Raw genomic sequence first — 18,062 nt, 5'->3', positions numbered from 1 at the left:
CGGCGAGGGTCCGGTTCAGGCTGGCTCCACCGGTGCGGGCGGCTCGTCGCGGCACCGCACGAGCGTCGGCGATCACGGAAGCTCGGCGACGAACCTCTGCATGTCCTCTCTCACCGGGATAGTCGGGACCGGTCCATGGCTTCTCCTCCGGCGGGGACCGCCGGCGCTTGATCGCAGCAGCAAATTTTCAACAATGACATATCCAATGTGGCATTCATGAATTATAAGTCTCCCTGATATGCGTGTCGCGAGACCTGAGGAGCGCGCGGGCGCGTGGCGGACGTCGCATCGACGGTACGAGACGGAGAGGACGAGACGAATGAAGGGAATCGGCGAGGAGGTTCTCCGGACGGAAGACGACCGACTCGTTCGCGGAGCCGGACGGTTCGCCGACGACCTGCGCTTCGCGAACGCCGCCTTCGCCGTGTTCGCGCGGTCGCCGCACGCCCATGCGCGGATCCGGGCGATCGACGTCGCCGAGGCGCTGGCCGTCCCCGGCGTTCTGGCCGTCCTCACGGGCGGCGACGCGGCCGTGCGGGCGCTCGCCCCCCTTCCTCACGCGATCGGCACGTCGAAGGCCGGTGCCGACGTCCCGCTGGCCAATGCCGACGGGTCGGAGCGGGCCCGCACGCCCCACCGCGTCCTGCCGGACGACCGGGTGCGCCATGTCGGCGAGGCTTTCGCCGCAGTCGTCGCCGAAAGCCACGACGTCGCCAGGGACGCGGCCGATCGGATCGCGGTGGAGTGGGAGGTGCTCGACGCCGTCACACGGGCCTCGGCCGCCATGCAACCGGACGCCCCTCTGCTCTGGGACCACGTGCCCGGCAACCTCGCGCTCGAGGCGGTGATCGGCGACCCGGCCGCGACCGCGGCGGCTTTCGAGGCGGCGGCCCACCGCGTGGCCTTCCGAAGCCATGTCCAGCGCGTGACCGGCGCGCACATGGAGCCGCGCAGCAGCGCCGCGGCCTATGACGCCGCCACCGGACGCTTCACGCTGCACGCCTCGAGCGGGATCGGCGTGGTGGCCATGCGCGACCAGCTCGCCGCGACGCTCGGCGTCGACCCGGCCCTGGTGCGCGTCGTCGCGCCGCCCGACGTCGGCGGCAATTTCGGCACACGAAACGCGCTCTATCCGGAGTTCGTGGCGCTGGCGCTCGCGGCGCGGCAGACCGGACGTCCGGTGCGTCACATCGCCGACCGCACCGAATCCTTCCTCGCCGACTACCAGGGCCGCGACCTCGAGATCGAGGCGGAGCTGGCGCTGGACGCTGAGGGCACCTTCCTCGCCTTCCGCTCGACCAACACGTCCAACGTCGGCGCCAACACCGTCTCCTACGTGCCGCTCAACAAGGGCGCGCAGCTGATGACGAGCCTCTACCGCGTTCCGGCTGCCTGCGTCGCGGCGCGCGCGGTGATGACCAACACGCCGCCGACCATCCCCTATCGCAGCGCCGGTCGGCCGGAAGCCATGTATGCGATCGAGCGCATGATCGACCTCGCCGCCCGCCAGTGCGGATTCGACCGGATCGCGCTGCGCCGCCGCAACATGATCCCGCCGCAGGCGCAGCCCTACCGCAACCCTTTCGGCGTGACCTACGACAACGGCGCCTACGAGGCGGTCATGCAGAGGGCGCTCGATCTCGCCGACTGGGAGGGCTTCGAGGCCCGCCGGGCCGAGGCGCGAGCGCGCGGGCGCTGCCGCGGGATCGGCTTCGGCAACTACATCGAGGGCACCAGCGGCATTCCCCGCGAGCGCGCCGAGATCGCCATCGACGCCTCCGGCGGGACGATCGACGTCGTCGTGGGGACCCAGAACACCGGCCAGGGCCACGAGACGGCCTTCGCGCAACTCGTCGGCGGTCTCCTCGGCGTCCCTCACACAACCGTCCGCATCCGGACCGGCGACACGGATTTCGTCTCTGCCGGCGGCGGCTCGCATTCGGGCCGTTCGCTGCGTTTCGCCTCCATCGTCTTCCGGCAGGCGTCGGAGGAGATCGTGCTGCGCGCCCGCAGCGTGCTTGCCGCCCTCGCCGGCCGGCCGCTCGACGAGATCGCCGCCGAGGACGGCCTCTTCCGCGTCGCCGGAACCAACCGCGTCGCCACCCTGTTCGAGCTCGCCCGTCAGGCCGAGGACGGCGCCGGCCTGCCCGCGCCGCTGCGAGGCCCCTTCCGCGCCGTCGCCGACGCGGTCACCGCGGGTCTCGCCTTTCCCTACGGCGCCGCCGTCTGCGAGATCGAGATCGACCCGGAGACGGGCGCATGGGAGATCGCCAACTACGTCTCGGTGGACGACGTCGGCCGCGCACTCAACCCGATGATCGTGCACGGCCAGACCCATGGCGGCATCGTCCAGGGTGCCGGACAGGCGCTGCTCGAGTGCATGCACTTCGACGACAGCGGCCAGACGCTGTCGGCGTCCCTGATGGACTATGCGGTCGCCCGCGCCGGCGACTTTCCGTCCTTCGTCACCGACCTGAGCGAAATCCCCTCGGCAAATCACCCGATGGGATTCCGGCCGGGCGGCGAAGGCGGCACGACGCCGGCGCTCGGCGTCACCATCAATGCCGTCGTGGACGCGCTCGCCCATCTCGGCGTGCGTCACGTCGAGATGCCGGCGACGCCGCCGCGGATCTGGCAGGCGATCCAGGACGCAAGGGCAAGGCAGACGATCAGCGGAGGAGACAGCCAGTGAGCAGCGACGTCATCATCACCCGGCGCGACGACCACGTGCTCGACATCGAGCTCAGCCGGCCCGATCACGGCAACGCGCTGACGCCCGTCATGGCCGAGGCGATCACGTCGGCGCTGCGCACCCTCGACCCGGACACGCGGGCAGTGCTCGTCCGCGGCGCCGGCACCGACTTCTGCACCGGCCGCAGCGCGGCGATGCCGCCGGCCGGCACCCGCGCCACCGCGCTCGACCTGCGACGCCTGATCTCCGATCCGGTGCTGGACTTCTACCAGGTCCTGCGGGAGGTCCCGGTGCCGGTGGTGAGCCAGGTGCGCGGCCGCGCCAGCGGCGTCGGCTGCGCCATCGCCGCTCTCGCCGACGTGGCGGTCGCCGCCGACACGGCGCTCTTCCAGGTGCCGGAGATGAACCACGACATCGCCCCGACGCTGGTGATGAACGCGCTCGCCGACCGCCTGCCCCGCGCGGTGCTGGCGCGTCTGGTGCTGACCCGCGACGCGATCTCCGCGCCGGAGGCGAAAGCGCTCGGCCTCATCGGCGTCGTCGCCGCGACCGACGCGCTGGAGGCCGAGACGGAGCGCATCGTCGCGCAGCTGGCAAGGAACTCGGTCGCCACGGTGCGGGCCGTCAAGGCCTTCCTGTCGACCGCGCCGGAGGCGTCCTTCGCCTCCCGCAAGGAGCTCGCCGCGCTGATCAACAGTGTCGCGACGGCCGAACGCTTCCGCTGAGCGGGCTGATTCCGGGAGAGGAGCCCGGAGGCCGAGGCGGCGGGATCGCCGGCAGCATTGCCGTGCAACCAGAAGGAGGAGAGAGACGATGACGACCCGAAGACAGACAGTCGCCGCCGGACTGGCGTTGGTCCTGGCGGCCGGCACCGCGCAGGCGGCGCTCGCCGCCGACTGCGCCGCGCTCATGCAGCCCGGCCTGGTCGCCGACACCACCGTCACCGCCGCCCGCGACGTCGCCGCGGCGGACGGACTGCCCGCCTATTGCGAGGTCGAGGCGGTCAATGCCTCGGCTCCCGGCTCGCAGATCGTCACCGTCACGCGCCTGCCGCTGGACTGGAACGGCAAGTTCCTCGCCCTCGGCGGCAGCGGCTTCGCCGGCGACACCAAGCTGGAGACGGCCGCGCCCGCACTGGCGCGCGGCTACGCCACCATCGGCACCAACATGGGCCACGGCGGCACCGAATCTCTCGGCATGGACTGGATGATCACGGAGAAGGGCCAGCTCAACGAGGTCGTGCTCGCCGATTTCGGCGAGCGCGCCGCCCACGTGTCGGCCGTCGTCGGCAAGGCCCTCGTGGCGGCCCATTACGGCCGGCCGCAGACGCATGCCTACTGGCAGGGCTGCTCGACGGGCGGGCGCCAGGGCATGACCGAAACGCAGCGCCATCCGGACGATTTCGACGGCGTCATCGCCGGCGCGCCGGTGTTCAGCTGGGTGCTCTACTCCCAGTCGATCCAGCGGGCGCAGGTCTTCCGCAACACGCCCGGCGCGCTGATCACCGCCGAGCAGGTGCCGCTGATCCGCGACGCCGTGATCGCGGCCTGCGACGCGGTCGACGGGGTGAAGGACGGCTACCTGACCAACCCGCTCGCCTGCACCTGGGATCCGGCCGAGATCGAGTGCGAGGCCGGCCAGACCGCCGGCGCCGCGTGCCTGTCGCCGGAGCAGGCCGGCGCGGTGCGCAAGCTCTATGCCGGCTACGTCACGCCCGACGGCCTCACGGTGTCCGACCCGACGCTGCGCGGCGGCGAGAGCGACTGGGTGATGCGCTTCGTGGGCATTCCGCCGCTGCCCAAGGGACTCAACGTCCATTTCGGCGGCGTCGCCACGGCCTATCTCTACAAGCAGGACCCGGACTGGGATCCGCTGACCTTCGATCCCGACACGGAGATGGCGAAGCTGCTGGGGACGAAGGCGACCGACTACATGATCCCGACGGATCCCGACATCGCGCCCTTCGTGAAGCGCGGCGGCAAGCTCCTGCTCTGGCACGGCTTCAACGATTCCGGCCCGAGCGCGCTGCAGACGCTGCAATACTACAAGGCCGTGGAGGCCACCGTCGGGCCGCAGATCGATGCACCGGTGACCGACAGCGTGCGCTACTTCCTCGCGCCGGGCGTCGGCCACTGCCGCGGCGGCGCCGGACCCGACCGCTTCGACATGCTGACTGCTCTGGAGAACTGGGTCGAGAAGGGCGAGGCGCCGGAGCGGATCATCGCCTCGAAGGCCGACAGCCCGATGACGCGACCGCTCTGCCCCTATCCGACGATCGCGACCTACAAGGGCAGCGGCGACACCAACGATGCGGCGAACTTCGCCTGCGCGCCGATGAGCCCGGCCGAATAGGCGAAGGACACGGGAGCCGCGGCTTCGACGAAGGCGCGGCCCCGGATACGGTCAGGCGAGCATCATCGGGCGGAGCGCTTCGAGCGCCGCGGCGGTGATGCCGACGATCTTGCGGCGGTCGATGTCGAACACGACCGCCACCGATTCCATATGGCCCCAGACCCGGCCGTCGATCGGGTCGATCATCCAGTGCTCGAGCGACATCGTCTTGCCGTCGGCCGCCGTGAAGGCCGAGCGGACCTCGAAACAGTCGCCGGTGCGCGGCCGGCCGCAATGCACCATCCGGAATTCCAGCACCGCCCCGCCGAAATGCGTCGGCGCGGGGTCGGCATGCGCCACGACGACTTCGCGCAGCGGCGTCGTCAGCTGCCGGATGCCGTCGGCGACGGCGCCCATGAACTTCTGCGGCAGCATGCGCCCGAAGGCATCGCAGTCGGCGGGCGCGAGCGCGCCGAGCGAGATCCGCCTGTGGGCCTCGAGCGCGCGGGCTGCATCGATCGCCGGGACCGGCCCGCTCTTCACGCTGCGCGGGCGCGCCTCCGCCGGCACGGCCATGCCGAGCCCTGCTGCCCGCTCGCGGAAGGATGCCGGCCATTCCGCCGCGCCGCCGTCCGGTGCAGCGGCCCTCAGCACGACCCGGAAGGTCGCCGCGAGCGCTCCGCCGATGCCGTGATGCAGCAGCGCCACCACGTCCGCATCCGCCTCGCCCACCCGCACGAACCCCGCCGTCAGCCGCAGCGGCGTCGCCACGGCCGCCTCGCGGTGGAAACGGATGTGCATTTCGTCGACCTGCAGGGTCACGGTCGCGCCTGCCGCGAAGATGCCGGGCAGGCCGGAGAACGCGAACAGGACGGACAGGCCCTCCATGCAACGCACGACGTAGAACCGGGTGTTCATGTGACCCATCTCGTCGCATTCCCAGGCGTTGACGCCGCCACGCCAGACTTCGATCCCGCCGATGCCGTCCTGACCGCCCATCACGTTCCTCCCGTTCGCCATTCGGCTATCAGGGTTCCTGATATATGGCAACAGCGGGATTCCGCTTCAGGCGCCAGTTGCCGCCTTGGGCGCCAGTTGCCGCCCTAGGCGCCAGATGCTGCCCTAGGCGCCGGTTGCCGCCTTAGGCGCCGGTTGTCGGGGAGTGCTCGGTCTCGACGGCCCGGAAACGGGCGAAGTCCCAGTGCCGGCCCGGTGCGGCGTCGATGAGTTCGCGCGTGTAGCGGTGGCGCGGGTGGCGCAGGATGTCCGCGGCGGGGCCGAACTCCACGGCCTTTCCCGACTGCATCACCAGGATGTCGTCGCACACCTGCGCCGCCACGCGCAGGTCGTGCGTAATGAACAGCATGGCGATGCCGAGATCGTCCTGGAGGGTGCGCAGCAGGTCGAGCACCTGTTTCTGCACGACCACGTCGAGCGCAGACACCGCCTCGTCGGCGACGATGACCTGCGGCGAGAGCGCCAGTGCGCGGGCAATCGCGATGCGCTGGCGCTGGCCGCCCGAAAACTCGTGCGGGTAGCGGTTCACGGCATCGGCAGGAAGCCCGACCCGGTCGAGCAGCGCACGCGCCTGGTCCATGGCGGCCGCGCGGGCGGTGCCGTAGTTGGTCAGGCCCTCGATGATGCTCTCGCCGACCGGAATGCGGGGATTGAGCGAGCGATAGGGATCCTGGAAGACGAGCTGGATGTGCCGCCGCTTCGCGTGCAGGTCCTTTTCCGGAAGAACGGCGATGTCCTCGCCGGCGAGGTTCACCCGCCCTGCATCCGGCTTGAGCAGCCGCATGACGCAGCGCGCGACCGTGCTCTTGCCCGATCCGCTCTCGCCGACGATGCCGAGCGTGCGGCCCGGCCGGAGCGCGAAGGCGACGTCCACTGCCGCGGCCACCTTCCGACGCCTGCCGAACAGTCCGCCACCGCCATAGTGCTTCGACAATCCGTCGACCGTCAGCACCGGCGCGGTCTCGACGGGCGGGCGCCTTGCCGCCGGGATCAGGCTCGGCACCGACTGCAGGAGTTCGCGCGTATAGGCCGCCTCGGGCGCGCGCAGGATGTCCCCGACGGGTCCCTGCTCGACCATGCGGCCGTTGCGCAGCACGATGACCCTGTCGGCGATGTCGGCGACGACGCCCATGTCGTGCGTGATGAACAGCACGCCCATCCGGTTGCGCGCCTGCAGCGCCTTGATCAGCGACAGGATCTGGCGCTGCGTCGTCACGTCGAGCGCGGTGGTCGGCTCGTCGGCGATGAGGATGCGCGGTTTCAGCACCAGCGCCATCGCGATCATCGCGCGCTGCCGCTGCCCGCCGGACAGCTGGTGCGGATAGGCGTCGTAGATCGCGGCCGGATCGGGAAGGTTCACCGATTCCAGCACCTGCAGCACCTCGGCGCGGCGCTCGCGCCTGGACTGGCGCCCATGGATCACCAGCACCTCGTCGATCTGTGCCCCGACGGTGACGACCGGGTTCAGCGCCGTCATCGGCTCCTGGAAGATCATGCCCATGCTGGACGCGCGCATCCGGCGCATCGCCGAGGGTCCCGCATCGAGAACGGAGCGCCCGTCGATGCGGATCGATCCGCCGCGGACCTGGATCGACGGCGACAGCAGGCCCATGGTCGCGAGCGCGGTCAGCGACTTGCCCGAACCGCTCTCGCCGACGAGGCAGACGGTCTCGCCCTCCGCCACCTGAAGCGACAGATCCTCGAGCAGCGGTCGCCAGCCGCCGCGACGCAGCCCGAGCGACAGGCCCGCGATGGCCAGCACCGGTTCAGCCGACACGGCGGTCTCCCCTGCTCAGGCGCGGATCGAGCCGGTCGCGCAGTTCGTCGCCGATGACGTTCATCGCCAGCACGCAGGCCGACAGCACGGCGGCGGGGACGAAAACGATCGACGGCCGGATCTGGAAGTAGAGCCGGCCGTCGGCGATCATGTTGCCCCAGGTCGGCGTGTCGGAGCTCAGGCCGGCGCCGATGAAGGACAGGATCGCCTCGACCATGATCGCCGAGGCGCAGACGTAGGTCGACTGCACGATCAGCGCCGGCAGCGTGTTGGGCATCAGGTGGCGCCGGACGATCAGCCAGCTCGGCGTGCCGAGCGTCACCGCCGCCTCGACATAGGCCTCATGCCGCGTGGCGAGCACGACCGAGCGCGTCAGCCGCACGACCCGCGGGATCTCGGGGACGCTGATGGCGACGATGACGCTGGTGAGCGACGCGCCCCAGAGCGACACGAAGGCGATGGCGAGCAGGATGCCCGGAATGGCCATCAATCCGTCCATCAGCCGCATCAGCAGCATGTCGGCCAACCGGAAATAGCCGCAGACCAGGCCGATCAGCAGTCCGACGGAAATGCTGGCCACGGCCGTGACCACGCCCACGAAGAGAGAGGCGCGCGCGCCGTAGACTAGGCGGGAGAAGATGTCGCGCCCGAAGGAATCGGTGCCGAGCAGGTGTTCGCCGCCCATCGGACGGAAGCGCAGCGCCGGGTTCAGCGCATTCGGATCATGCGTCGCCACCAGCGGCGCCAGGATGGCGGCGACCACGACGACGGCCAGCAGCAGCGCAGCGGCGCCGACCAGCGGGGGCGTGCGCGGGATCGCCGGCAGCCGGAGCGAGGAGAGGGAACGGCCGGTCATCGGTCTAGTACCGGATGCGGGGATCGATGGCGACGTAGGCGATGTCGACCAGGAGGTTGATGCCGAGATAGACGAAGCTCATCAGGAGTACCACGCCCTGGATGACCGGATAGTCGCGCGCCAGGATCGCCTCCACGGTCAGGCGGCCGATGCCGGGCAGGTTGAACACCGTCTCCGTGACGACCACACCGCCGATGAGCAGCGCGAAACTGTTGCCGAGGATGGTGATGATGGGCACGAAGGCGTTCCTCAGCGCATGGCGGAACAGCACCCTCGGCTCCGCGGCGCCCTTGGCGCGCGCCGTGCGGATGTAGTCCTCGCCCAGCACCGACAGCATGCTCGTGCGCGTCATGCGGGCGATGAGAGCGGTGAAGGCGAGCGTCAGCGTCAGCGCGGGCAGCACCATGCGGTAGAGGAAGGGACCGAGCCCCTCGCCGATCGGCCGGTAGCCCTGAACCGGCAGGACGCCGAGCTGGATCGAGAAGATCTGGATCAGCGTGTAGCCGAGCACGAAGACCGGCACCGAGAAGCCGATGATGGAGAACACCATCACGCCGCGGTCGACGGCCGTGCCGTGCTTCCAGGCCGCCAGCACGCCGAGCGGGATGGCGACGAGGACGGTCAGGCAGAAGGTGATCAGGGTCAGCGACAGCGTCGGCTCGAGCCGCTGCCCGATCATCGTGACGACCGGGATCTGCGAGATGATCGAGGTGCCGAAATCGCCGCCGAGGATGCCGCCGGCCCAGTCGAGCATCTGCCGGTGCATCGGGAGATCCAGCCCGAGGCTCAGGCGGATCGCCTCGAGTTGCTCGGGACTGGCGTTCTCGCCGGCGAGGATGGCCGCGGGATCGCCCGGCGTGAGCCGGACGAGGAGGAACACGATGAGCGCCACCAGAACCGCGACCGGCAGGGCGGAACCGATGCGGAGCGCGACGTAGGTGAGCAATCCGTTCCTCCCGCCGTCCGCTTACGGATTCTTCTCGATGTTCCAGAACAGCGTGACCGGGGCACGGACGATGCCGTCGATCGAACTGCTCCAGGCCGTCACCCGGAAGAACTGGCCGAGCGGCGCGTAGACGGCCTGCTCGTAGGCATAGGCCTGGATCTCCTCCGCCATCTTCCTCTGCTCGTCAGCCGAGGCGGAAGCGGCGAAGGCGGCACGCATCTCCTCGAGCTTCGGATCGCCGAGCCAGCCCATCGCGCCACCATTGGTGCCCTTGGCGTTCAGGCGCTCGTTGATGATGGGGTTGGCCATGTCCGGCACGCCGAGCAGGGTGATCAGCATGTTCCACCCGCCCTTGTCCGGAGCCTCGCGGCTGGCCACCTGGCCGAGCACGGTCTGCCAGTCCTTCGACTGCAGGTCGACGTTGAAGCCGCCCTTCTTCAGCGCGTCGGCGCCGACGATGCCCGGCGCGCGCAGCAGCACGAGGTCGGTCGGGTGCGGGATGACCACGGTCTCGTTGGCGTAGCCCGCTTCGGCCAGCATCGCCTTCGACGCCTCGGGGTCGGCCTTCATCACGATCTCGGAGCCGACGTCTGTCTCCAGCGGATTGCCGCAGCCGAACATCGCCCCGCAGAGCTTGTAGTAGCGCGGATCGCCGATCAGCGCGTCCATCACGTCCTTCTGGTTGAAGGCCGCGAGTGCTGCACGGCGCTTCTTCGGGTCGTCGAAGGGCGGATGCAGCGTGTTGAACACCGCGGTGATCTGGTAGCCCGGATCGAGCAGGTCGACGACCACGTCCTCGTTGTTCTCGATGATCGGCAGGAGGTCGACCGGCACGCTCTCGACGTAGTCGACCTCGCCGGAGGCCAGCGCGTTCACGGCGGTCTGCGGATCGGGCATCGTCACCCACTCGACGCGGTCGACCTTGGCGACCTTGCCGCCGGCCAGCCCGCTCGGCGGCTCGTTCCGCGGAACGTAATCCTGGTTCTTGTCATAGGCGACGAGGACGCCCGGGTTGAACGCCGCCTGGTCGAACTTGAACGGACCCGAACCGACCATCTCCTTGATCGGCTGGTTCACCGGCACGTCGGCCAGCCGCTTCGGCATCATGAAGGGCACGAAGGACGACGGCTTGCCGATGGCGGCCAGCACGAAATCGTTCGGTGCCTTCAGCTTCAGCTCGATGCGCCGCTCGTCGAGCGCCGCGAGGCTCTGCGTGTTGGCCATCAGGACCTGGCCGGCGGCATCCTTGGCGCCCCAGCGCTTCAGCGAGGCCACGCAGTCCTCCGCCGTCACCGGCTGGCCGTCGTGCCACTTCAGGCCGTCGCGCAGCGTGAAGACGTAGGTCAGCCTGTCGTCGGAAACGGTCCAGTCCGCCATCTGCGGACGGATGTTGCCCTCGGCATCCGTCGCCAGAAGCGTGTCGAAGATCATGTAGGCGTGGTTGCGGATGATGTAGGCACCCGCCATCATCGGGTCGAGGACGCGCAGCGCCGAGTGCGCGACCACCTTGAGCGTTTCAGCCGAAGCCGTGCCGAGACCGGCGGCGAACATGGAGGCCGCCGCGAGCGCGGACAGCGTGATCTTCCGCAGGACGGAAGTCGTGGAACCAGGCATGTCTACATCCTCCCTGAAGCATCCGACCGATCGGTCGGCCTAGAATTTCGGATCGATGGGCGGGCCGTCGGCGAAGTCGCCCTGGACGATCGCGGCCGCATGCAGGATACGCGCCTCGTCGAACCGTGCCGCCATCAGCTGCACCCCTCCCGGCAGGCCGTCGAGCACGGCCGTCGGCACCGAGGCCGCCGGATAGCCGAGCGCGGAGGCCGGCAGCATCGGCGACAGCAGCCGGAACATCTCGTGCATCGCCGCCTCGCTGCTGGAATCGTAGCCGACGGCGAAGGGCCTGCCGTTCATGACGGGAACGAGCAGCAGCGGATGGTCGCGCAGGAACCGGTCCCAGGCCTTCTGCAGCCCGGTCCGGCGGTCGAGAGCCGCAATGAAGCGGCCGGGCTCGAAGGTGTTCCACTGCTGGACGCGGCGGTTGAGGATCCGGGCGCCCTCGTCGCCATGCTGCTCGATGAAGGGGCCCATGGCGAAGCGGGCCTGCGAGGCGATGGCATGCCACAGCGCCACGGCATCGCCGAAATGCGGCGGCGCAGCGTCGACCACCTCGTAGCCGGCGGACCGCAGCCTGTCGGCCGCAATCCCGAGCGACGCCTCCGTCCAGCCGTCGACCCCGGTCCCGGTGGGATCAACGCACAGCGCCACCCGGCAGGGCGCGGCGTTCGCCGACGGGTCGAACGGCACCGGCACCTGGACGGGATCGCGTCCGCTCGGCGCGGCCATGGCGGAAAAACCCATGCGCACGTCGTCGGCGGTGCGGCCGAGCGGCCCCTGGGTCGAGATCAGTCCCGCCGCGAAGGCACGGCCCTGCGCCTCGTCGGCAGCCGCGGCCGGAATGCGCCCGACGGTCGGCCGCAGACCGACGACGCCGGCGCAGAAGGCGGGCATGCGGATCGAGCCGCCGCCGTCGTTGCCATGCGCGATCGGGCCGAGGCCGATCGCGACGGCGACACCTGCGCCGCCGCTCGACCCGCCCGGCACCACCTCGGCGTTCCATGGGTTGAGCGTGCGCCCGTGGACGTCGTTCTCGGTGGTCCAGCGCATCGACATGGCCGGCGCGTTCGACCGCCCGATCAGCACGGCACCGGCGTCGCGCAGGTTGGCCACACAGGCGTCGTCGTCCGCCGCGATCCTGTCGGCGAAGAAACGGGTGCCGTTGGTGGTGGGCAGGCCGCGCTGGTCGGTGTTGACCTTGGTGGTCACCGGCACGCCGTGCAGCGGCAGCAGCGGCTTGCCGGCCTGCGCATGCGCGTCGAGCACATCGGCCCGCTCCAATGCATCCTCGGCCTGGACCGAGACGAGCGCGTTGACCTTGCCGTTGACGGCGTCGATGCGGGCCAGCGTCGACCGTACCACGTCGCGGGCGGTGAAGCGGCCGGCGGCGATGCCGTCGACGATCGCCCGGGCCGAGAGCGTCCATAGATTGTCGGTGCTGCCCACGGTCGTCCTCCCAGTCGGCAATCGGTCGGGCTTCGCCCCGGCTCTCCCTATCCGCAGGACGTTAGCAGAGCGACCCCCGCACCAATAGCTGGCCTCCTCGAACCCGGTGTTCGAAAATCGGCACGCTCGGACAGGGCGGATGGTGGCCCCGTCAGCTCTGCGCGCGCTGGCGCAGGTAGGTGGCGAGATGATCGATGAAGGCGCGCGTCTTCACGGGCGCGAAGCGGCGCGCGAGATAGGTCGCGGACGCCGTCAGCGGCGGGCTCTCCCAGTCGAGCGCGACCCGCACGAGGGCACCGGACTTGACGTCCTCATGGCACATGATGTCGGGGAGCAGTCCGATCCCCAGTCCACCCAGGACGAGGTCGCGGATCAGCACCGCGTTGTTGGCCACGGCCCGCGGCGGCCGCGGCGGCCCGGCGCCGTCGCCCTGCCGGAGCCAGGGAAAGATCCTGTCGCGCATCTGGAACTGGTGGACGATCAGGTCGTGCGCGGCGAGTTCCATGTGGTGGGACGGTGTTCCATGCATGGCAAGGTAAGCCGGCGTGGCATAGAAACTGCGCGGAAGCTGGGCCAGCGTCCGCGTCGGCTGGAAGGTTTCCGCCGGCTTGCCGAAATGGATGGCGACGTCGAACGGCTCCTCGGTGACGTCGACCTGCCGGTTGTGCGCCTCGATCTCCAGCCGCAGCGCCGGGTTCTGCGCCGCGAAGTCCGCGATCGCCTCGGATACCCAGCCCACGAAGAAGGACGGCATGCTGATGCGCAGCACGCCGCTCATTTCCTCCTGCATCTCGGCCGTCTGCAGGTTGGCCTTCTCGAGTTCGGCCACGATGCGCTCGCACCGGTGATAGAGCGCCTGGCCGGTCTCGGTCAGGCCGAGCGACCGCGCGCCGCGCTTCAGGAGGGTCGAACTGAACTGCTGTTCGAGCAGCCGCAGCCGCCGGCTGATGGTCGACTTCGGCATGTCGAGCAGCGCCGACGCCTTGTTGATGCTGCGGGCATTGACCGTCTCGTAGAACAGCATCAGCGCATTGAGGTCGATCCGCGCCGGACGGGCGGACGCGGCAGCGGCGGGCGGTGTCGAGTGTTCCATATTCGGCACTTTGGGTTCTCGGCGTCCGCCTAGTCAAGCGAAGACCCGCGTCTATTGTCTCCCCGAAGACCAGCGTCGCAGGCTCCCCGCCGCGGCGGCGACACCTGACGGAAGACCCAAGCTTGCACCAGACCATGGACCCCGCCTCGCCGGCCTCCGGGCGCCGCCCCATCCGCGACGCCGCCGACGTCGCGGCGCTGACCGGTGCGGACTACGACGGCGCCGTGCCCGTGCAGTCGACCTACGGATTGCTCCGCCGCTCCGCAGCGCTTCACGGCGAACGCCGCGCCCTCGTCTACCTGCCCGACGGAACCGCCGCCGACGAGCCCGAGATCCTGAGCTTCGCCGGTCTGCTGGAGGCGGTGAACAGGGCGGCGAACCTCTTCCGCTCCCTCGGCGTCGGCCGCGACGACACGGTCGCCCTGCTCCTACCGCCGATGCCGGAAACCGTCGTCGCGTTCCTCGCCGCGCAGGCCGCCGGCCGCGTCATGCCGCTCAACTACATGCTGTCGGCCGAGCACATCGCCGAGCTGATCACCCACGCCGGCGCAAGCGTCGTCGTGGCGCACGGCCCTGACCCCGCCTTTCCGATCTGGGACAAGGTCCCGGCGATCCGCCGCCTCGTCGCGCGCCCGCTCCACGTCCTGCGCGTCGGCGCGGAGGACGGCCCCGACTCGTTCTCCACACTGTCGGCCGCGCAGCCTGCGGAACCGTCCTTCGAGATCGACGTCGACCGCGACGCCATCGCCGCCTGCTTCCACACCGGCGGTTCCACCGGCGTTCCCAAGCTCGTCCTGCACAGCCATCGCAACCAGGTCCACGTCGCCTGGTTTGCCGGCCTGATGTACGACGTCGGGCCGGACGACCTCTTCCTCAACGGTTTCCCGTTCTTCCACGTCGCGGGCTCGATCGTGCTCGCCGCCGCCGCCATCGCCGCCGGCGCGGGCACGCTGATCCCGTCCCGGCTCGGCATGCGCAACAAGGCCTTCGTCCGCGACTACTGGAGAATCGTCGCGCGCCGCGGCGTCACCGTGCTCTCCGGCGGACCGACCTTCGTGTCGACGCTGCTCGCCCAGCATCCGGACGTCCGAGGCGTCCCGGGCATCAAGGCGCTCTACGGCGGCGGCTCGCCGATGCCCGGCGAACTCGCCGCCCGCTTCGAGGAACGCTTCGGCGTGCCGATCCGCAGCATCTACGGCATGACCGAGGCGGCGGGCATGATCGCCACCGTCCCGCGCCACGCCGCGCGCCGGCCGGGTTCGTCAGGCTGGCCCCTGCCCTATTGCGAGGTGCGCGTCTTCGCCGTCGACGGGGACGGCCGGCCCGATCCGACGCGTCCGCTTCCCGTCGGCTCGGCCGGCGCACTGGCGGTCCGCGGCCCCAACGTCACGCCGGGTTACGTCAACGCGACACTGAACGCGTCCGCCTTCCTCCCAGGCGGATGGCTGGCGACCGGCGACACCGGGCGCATCGATCCCGACGGCCAGGTCGTGGTGCTCGGCCGGTCCAAGGACGTGATCATCCGCGGCGGCCACAACATCGACCCGCTGGTGATCGAGGAGGCGCTGATGCACCATCCCGACGTCGAACTCTGCGCCGCCGTCGGCGAGCCCGACCGCCACGCGGGCGAACTGCCGGTCGCCTTCCTCAAGCTGAAGCCGGGCCGCAGCACCGCACCGGACGAGATCCTGGAGAGCGTGCGCGGCCACATTCCTGAGCCCGCAGCCGTGCCGAAGCGGATCTACCTGATGGACGAGATGCCGCTCACCACGACGGGCAAGGTCTTCAAGCCGGCACTGCGCCAGGCCGCGACGGAGCGCGTGCTGATGCGCGACCTCTCCGCATTGCTGCCGGAAGGGCGGATCCGCGACATTTCGTGCCGCGAGGAGCAGGGCCAGCGCAGGGTCCTCATCCGCCTCGATCCGCCCGGCCACGAGGACTCGCGGCGCATCGTGGTCGAGCACATGTCGATGCTGGCCCTCGCCTTCGACTTCGCGGGCGGCTGACCGCCGCCGGTGCGGCGCCTGCCAGCCGCCGGTGCGGCGCCTACCAGCCGCCGGTGTCCAGCCATTCCTCCATCAGCTCCATCTTCTCGACGCCGAAGAACGGCTCCCCGTCGACGATGAAGAAGGGCGAGCCGAAGACGCCCTTGCCGAGCGAGCGGTCGACGGCGGCGCGCAGGAGATCCGAGGCTTCGCCGCTCGCGTGGCCGTCGGCGAGCGCGGCCCTGTCGGCGCCGCAGGCCGCCGCGACGTCCAGCACCAGGCCGAGGTCGCCGATGTCGCGGCCCTCCAGGAAATAGGCTGCATAGATCGCGCGGGCGACCGGCTTGTGGTGCTCCGGCTGGTGCTTCTTCAGCCAGTGGAACGTGCGCCCGGCGGCGAGCGGGTTGGCCGGCGGCGCGCCGAAATCGCGCGCCAGCGTCAGGCCGTGGCGACGGCAGTAGCGCTCGGCGTCGCGGCGCGCATACTCACCCTTCAGCGGCGTGGCCGGGATCGCCTTCAGCCCCATCACCTTGAGCACGCTGATGCCCACCAGCATCGACTGCCAATCCGCCTCGCGACCGTGCCGGGCGGCGATCTCGTCGATCCGCAGGCTCGCGAAGAAGCCGAAGGGCGAGATGAAATCGAAATGGAACTCGATCGGCTCGGGGCTGTCCATGAGCGGCACCTTTCCTCGCGTGTGCGACGACGACGGCGGTCCTTACGCGCCGTGCGGGGACGGCGCCAGAGGATTCACGGGGGACTTGACAATTATCAGGGGCCCTGATGATACGATGGGTTCCATCGGATCGAGGAGGACGACTGATGAACGCCGCGACCACCACGCCCGCCGCGCCGGGCGGCTACGTCTCCCCTGCCCTTCTCATCGACGGCGTCTGGATCGAGGCCTCGGAGCGCGAGACGCAGCCGGTCGTCAATCCCGCCACTGGCCGCGCCGTCGGCGTCGTGCCGCATGCCACGCCGGCCGACCTCGACCGCGCCCTGGCGGCGGCGGAGCGGGCCTTCGCGACCTGGCGACACGTCAACCCGCGGGACCGCGGCCGGATCCTCAAGAAGGCCGCCGACCTGATGCGCGAGCGCCAGGAGGACATCGCCCGCCTCGCCACGCTGGAGATGGGCAAGCCGCTCGCCGAAGCGCGGCTCGAGACGCATTTCGCATCGGAAGAGATGGAGTGGTTCGCCGAAGAAGGCCGCCGCAGCTATGGCCGCGTCATCCCCGGCCGTCTGCACCACACCCGCTTCTCGGTGGTGCGCGAGCCTGTCGGCCCCAGTGCGGGCTTCTCGGCCTGGAACTTTCCGATCGGCAATGCGGCGCGCAAGATGGGTGCTGCGCTCGCGGCCGGCTGCACCATGGTCTACAAGCCGGGCGAGGAAGCGCCGGCCGCCGCGCTGGCGGTGGCGCGGTGCCTGGTCGACGCAGGCGTTCCGGCCGGCGCCATCGCGGTGGTGTTCGGCGTGCCGGACACCATATCGCGCCATCTCCTGGCCTCCCCGGTCATCCGCAAGATCTCGTTCACCGGTTCCATTCCCGTCGGCAAGCACCTGATCAAGCTCGCCGCCGACGGTTTGAAGCGCACGACGATGGAGCTCGGCGGCCACGCGCCCGTGCTCGTCTTCGACGACGCCGACATCGCCACCGCGCTCGACATGGGCGTGCAGCGCAAGTACCGCAATTCCGGGCAGGTCTGCGTGTCGCCGACCCGCTTCTACGTGCAGGAGGCATCCTACGCACGCTTCTGCGAGGGTTTTGCCGAAAGGGCGGCGCGGATCAAGGTCGGCGACGGACTGGAGCCGGACACGCAGATGGGTCCGCTCGTCCACATGCGGCGGCGCGATGCGGTCGAGGCTCTGGTCCAGGACGCGGTCGAGCGAGGGGCGAAACTGCTCGCGGGCGGTCGCCGCATCGGCAACGAGGGCAGCTTCTATGCACCGACGGTGCTCGCCGACGTGCCTGCCGACGCCAGGATCATGCGCGAGGAACCGTTCGGTCCGGTCGCCGTGATCAATCCGTTCGGAAGCCTGGACGATGCCGTCGCCAAGGCCAACGCGCTGCCCTACGGGCTCGCCGCCTATGCCTTCACCTCTTCGGCCGCCGCCATCGCGCGGCTGGGCGACGCCATCGAGGCCGGCATGGTGGGCATCAACTCCTTCAACATCTCGATGCCCGAGACGCCGTTCGGCGGCGTCAAGGAGAGCGGGCACGGCTCGGAAGTCGGCATGGAGGGCATCGACGCCTTCCTCGTCACCAAGACGCTGAGCGTCACGGTCTGAAGCGCATACAGGC

General features: G+C 70.1%; 13 protein-coding genes. 5 read left to right on the top strand and 8 right to left on the bottom strand.

Annotated elements, in window-relative coordinates; translation table 11 throughout:
- Positions 1 to 319: 319 nt before the first annotated feature.
- From IAI54_RS04335 to IAI54_RS04325, 3 genes are all read left to right on the top strand, one after another.
- Positions 320 to 2,692 (top strand): xanthine dehydrogenase family protein molybdopterin-binding subunit, encoded by a 2,373-nt coding sequence (locus tag IAI54_RS04335; RefSeq protein ID WP_187971187.1) that lies wholly within the window; start codon positions 320 to 322, stop codon positions 2,690 to 2,692.
- The gene (locus IAI54_RS04330) at positions 2,689 to 3,417 is read left to right on the top strand and encodes an enoyl-CoA hydratase/isomerase family protein (RefSeq protein WP_187971186.1); all 729 of its coding nucleotides are present in this window, start codon (positions 2,689 to 2,691) and stop codon (positions 3,415 to 3,417) included. The genes IAI54_RS04335 and IAI54_RS04330 overlap by 4 nt, the downstream gene beginning before the upstream one ends.
- Positions 3,418 to 3,505: 88 nt before the next feature.
- Positions 3,506 to 5,044 carry a tannase/feruloyl esterase family alpha/beta hydrolase gene (locus IAI54_RS04325; protein WP_187971185.1) on the top strand — a complete coding sequence of 513 codons (1,539 nt, stop codon included), beginning with the start codon at positions 3,506 to 3,508 and terminating at the stop codon, positions 5,042 to 5,044.
- A gap of 51 nt (positions 5,045 to 5,095) precedes the next feature.
- Here the strand turns inward: IAI54_RS04325 and IAI54_RS04320 are convergent, their stop codons facing one another.
- From IAI54_RS04320 to IAI54_RS04290, 7 genes are all read right to left on the bottom strand, one after another.
- Positions 5,096 to 6,022: a thioesterase family protein gene (locus IAI54_RS04320; protein WP_187971184.1), complete on the bottom strand. Its 927-nt coding sequence runs from the start codon at positions 6,020 to 6,022 to the stop codon at positions 5,096 to 5,098.
- 142 nt (positions 6,023 to 6,164) lie between these two features.
- Positions 6,165 to 7,817, bottom strand: coding sequence for a dipeptide ABC transporter ATP-binding protein (locus IAI54_RS04315; protein ID WP_187971183.1), 1,653 nt, complete (start codon positions 7,815 to 7,817; stop codon positions 6,165 to 6,167).
- On the bottom strand, positions 7,807 to 8,673 hold the full coding sequence (locus IAI54_RS04310; RefSeq protein ID WP_187971182.1) for an ABC transporter permease: 867 nt from the start codon (positions 8,671 to 8,673) through the stop codon (positions 7,807 to 7,809). Before IAI54_RS04310 ends, IAI54_RS04315 begins: the two co-directional genes overlap by 11 nt.
- A 4-nt stretch (positions 8,674 to 8,677) precedes the next feature.
- Entirely contained in the window at positions 8,678 to 9,619 is a 942-nt protein-coding gene (locus tag IAI54_RS04305) for an ABC transporter permease (protein ID WP_187971181.1), read from the bottom strand.
- 21 nt (positions 9,620 to 9,640) lie between these two features.
- On the bottom strand, positions 9,641 to 11,233 hold the full coding sequence (locus tag IAI54_RS04300; RefSeq protein ID WP_187971180.1) for an ABC transporter substrate-binding protein: 1,593 nt from the start codon (positions 11,231 to 11,233) through the stop codon (positions 9,641 to 9,643).
- A gap of 39 nt (positions 11,234 to 11,272) precedes the next feature.
- Positions 11,273 to 12,682, bottom strand: coding sequence for an amidase (locus tag IAI54_RS04295; RefSeq protein ID WP_187971179.1), 1,410 nt, complete (start codon positions 12,680 to 12,682; stop codon positions 11,273 to 11,275).
- A gap of 151 nt (positions 12,683 to 12,833) precedes the next feature.
- Complete coding sequence (locus IAI54_RS04290; protein WP_187971178.1) at positions 12,834 to 13,775, bottom strand: LysR family transcriptional regulator; 942 nt, start codon at positions 13,773 to 13,775, stop codon at positions 12,834 to 12,836.
- A 122-nt stretch (positions 13,776 to 13,897) separates the two neighbouring features.
- On the opposite strand from IAI54_RS04290, the gene IAI54_RS04285 reads away from it, so the two are divergent.
- On the top strand, positions 13,898 to 15,781 hold the full coding sequence (locus IAI54_RS04285; protein ID WP_187971177.1) for an AMP-binding protein: 1,884 nt from the start codon (positions 13,898 to 13,900) through the stop codon (positions 15,779 to 15,781).
- A gap of 40 nt (positions 15,782 to 15,821) precedes the next feature.
- Here IAI54_RS04285 and IAI54_RS04280 read toward each other — a convergent pair whose 3' ends face one another.
- Positions 15,822 to 16,436: a 2-hydroxychromene-2-carboxylate isomerase gene (locus IAI54_RS04280; RefSeq protein WP_187971176.1), complete on the bottom strand. Its 615-nt coding sequence runs from the start codon at positions 16,434 to 16,436 to the stop codon at positions 15,822 to 15,824.
- A 146-nt stretch (positions 16,437 to 16,582) separates the two neighbouring features.
- On the opposite strand from IAI54_RS04280, the gene IAI54_RS04275 reads away from it, so the two are divergent.
- Complete coding sequence (locus IAI54_RS04275; RefSeq protein WP_187971175.1) at positions 16,583 to 18,049, top strand: NAD-dependent succinate-semialdehyde dehydrogenase; 1,467 nt, start codon at positions 16,583 to 16,585, stop codon at positions 18,047 to 18,049.
- Positions 18,050 to 18,062: the final 13 nt, after the last annotated feature.

The organism is Aquibium microcysteis (genome assembly GCF_014495845.1).
Taxonomy (GTDB): Bacteria; Pseudomonadota; Alphaproteobacteria; order Rhizobiales; family Rhizobiaceae; genus Aquibium; species Aquibium microcysteis.
Note: the sequence above shows the minus strand (reverse complement) of the source record. Positions and strands in the feature narration are given on the sequence as shown.

What these genes read in the sequence shown, in the direction of transcription:
- IAI54_RS04275 (WP_187971175.1), top strand. Translation starts at nt 16,583, where the DNA reads ATGAACGCCGCGACCACCACGCCCGCCGCGCCGGGCGGCTACGTCTCC.
- IAI54_RS04290 (WP_187971178.1), bottom strand. Translation starts at nt 13,775, where the DNA reads ATGGAACACTCGACACCGCCCGCCGCTGCCGCGTCCGCCCGTCCGGCG.
- IAI54_RS04300 (WP_187971180.1), bottom strand. Translation starts at nt 11,233, where the DNA reads ATGCCTGGTTCCACGACTTCCGTCCTGCGGAAGATCACGCTGTCCGCG.
- IAI54_RS04310 (WP_187971182.1), bottom strand. Translation starts at nt 8,673, where the DNA reads ATGACCGGCCGTTCCCTCTCCTCGCTCCGGCTGCCGGCGATCCCGCGC.
- IAI54_RS04335 (WP_187971187.1), top strand. Translation starts at nt 320, where the DNA reads ATGAAGGGAATCGGCGAGGAGGTTCTCCGGACGGAAGACGACCGACTC.
- IAI54_RS04320 (WP_187971184.1), bottom strand. Translation starts at nt 6,022, where the DNA reads ATGGGCGGTCAGGACGGCATCGGCGGGATCGAAGTCTGGCGTGGCGGC.
- IAI54_RS04325 (WP_187971185.1), top strand. Translation starts at nt 3,506, where the DNA reads ATGACGACCCGAAGACAGACAGTCGCCGCCGGACTGGCGTTGGTCCTG.
- IAI54_RS04280 (WP_187971176.1), bottom strand. Translation starts at nt 16,436, where the DNA reads ATGGACAGCCCCGAGCCGATCGAGTTCCATTTCGATTTCATCTCGCCC.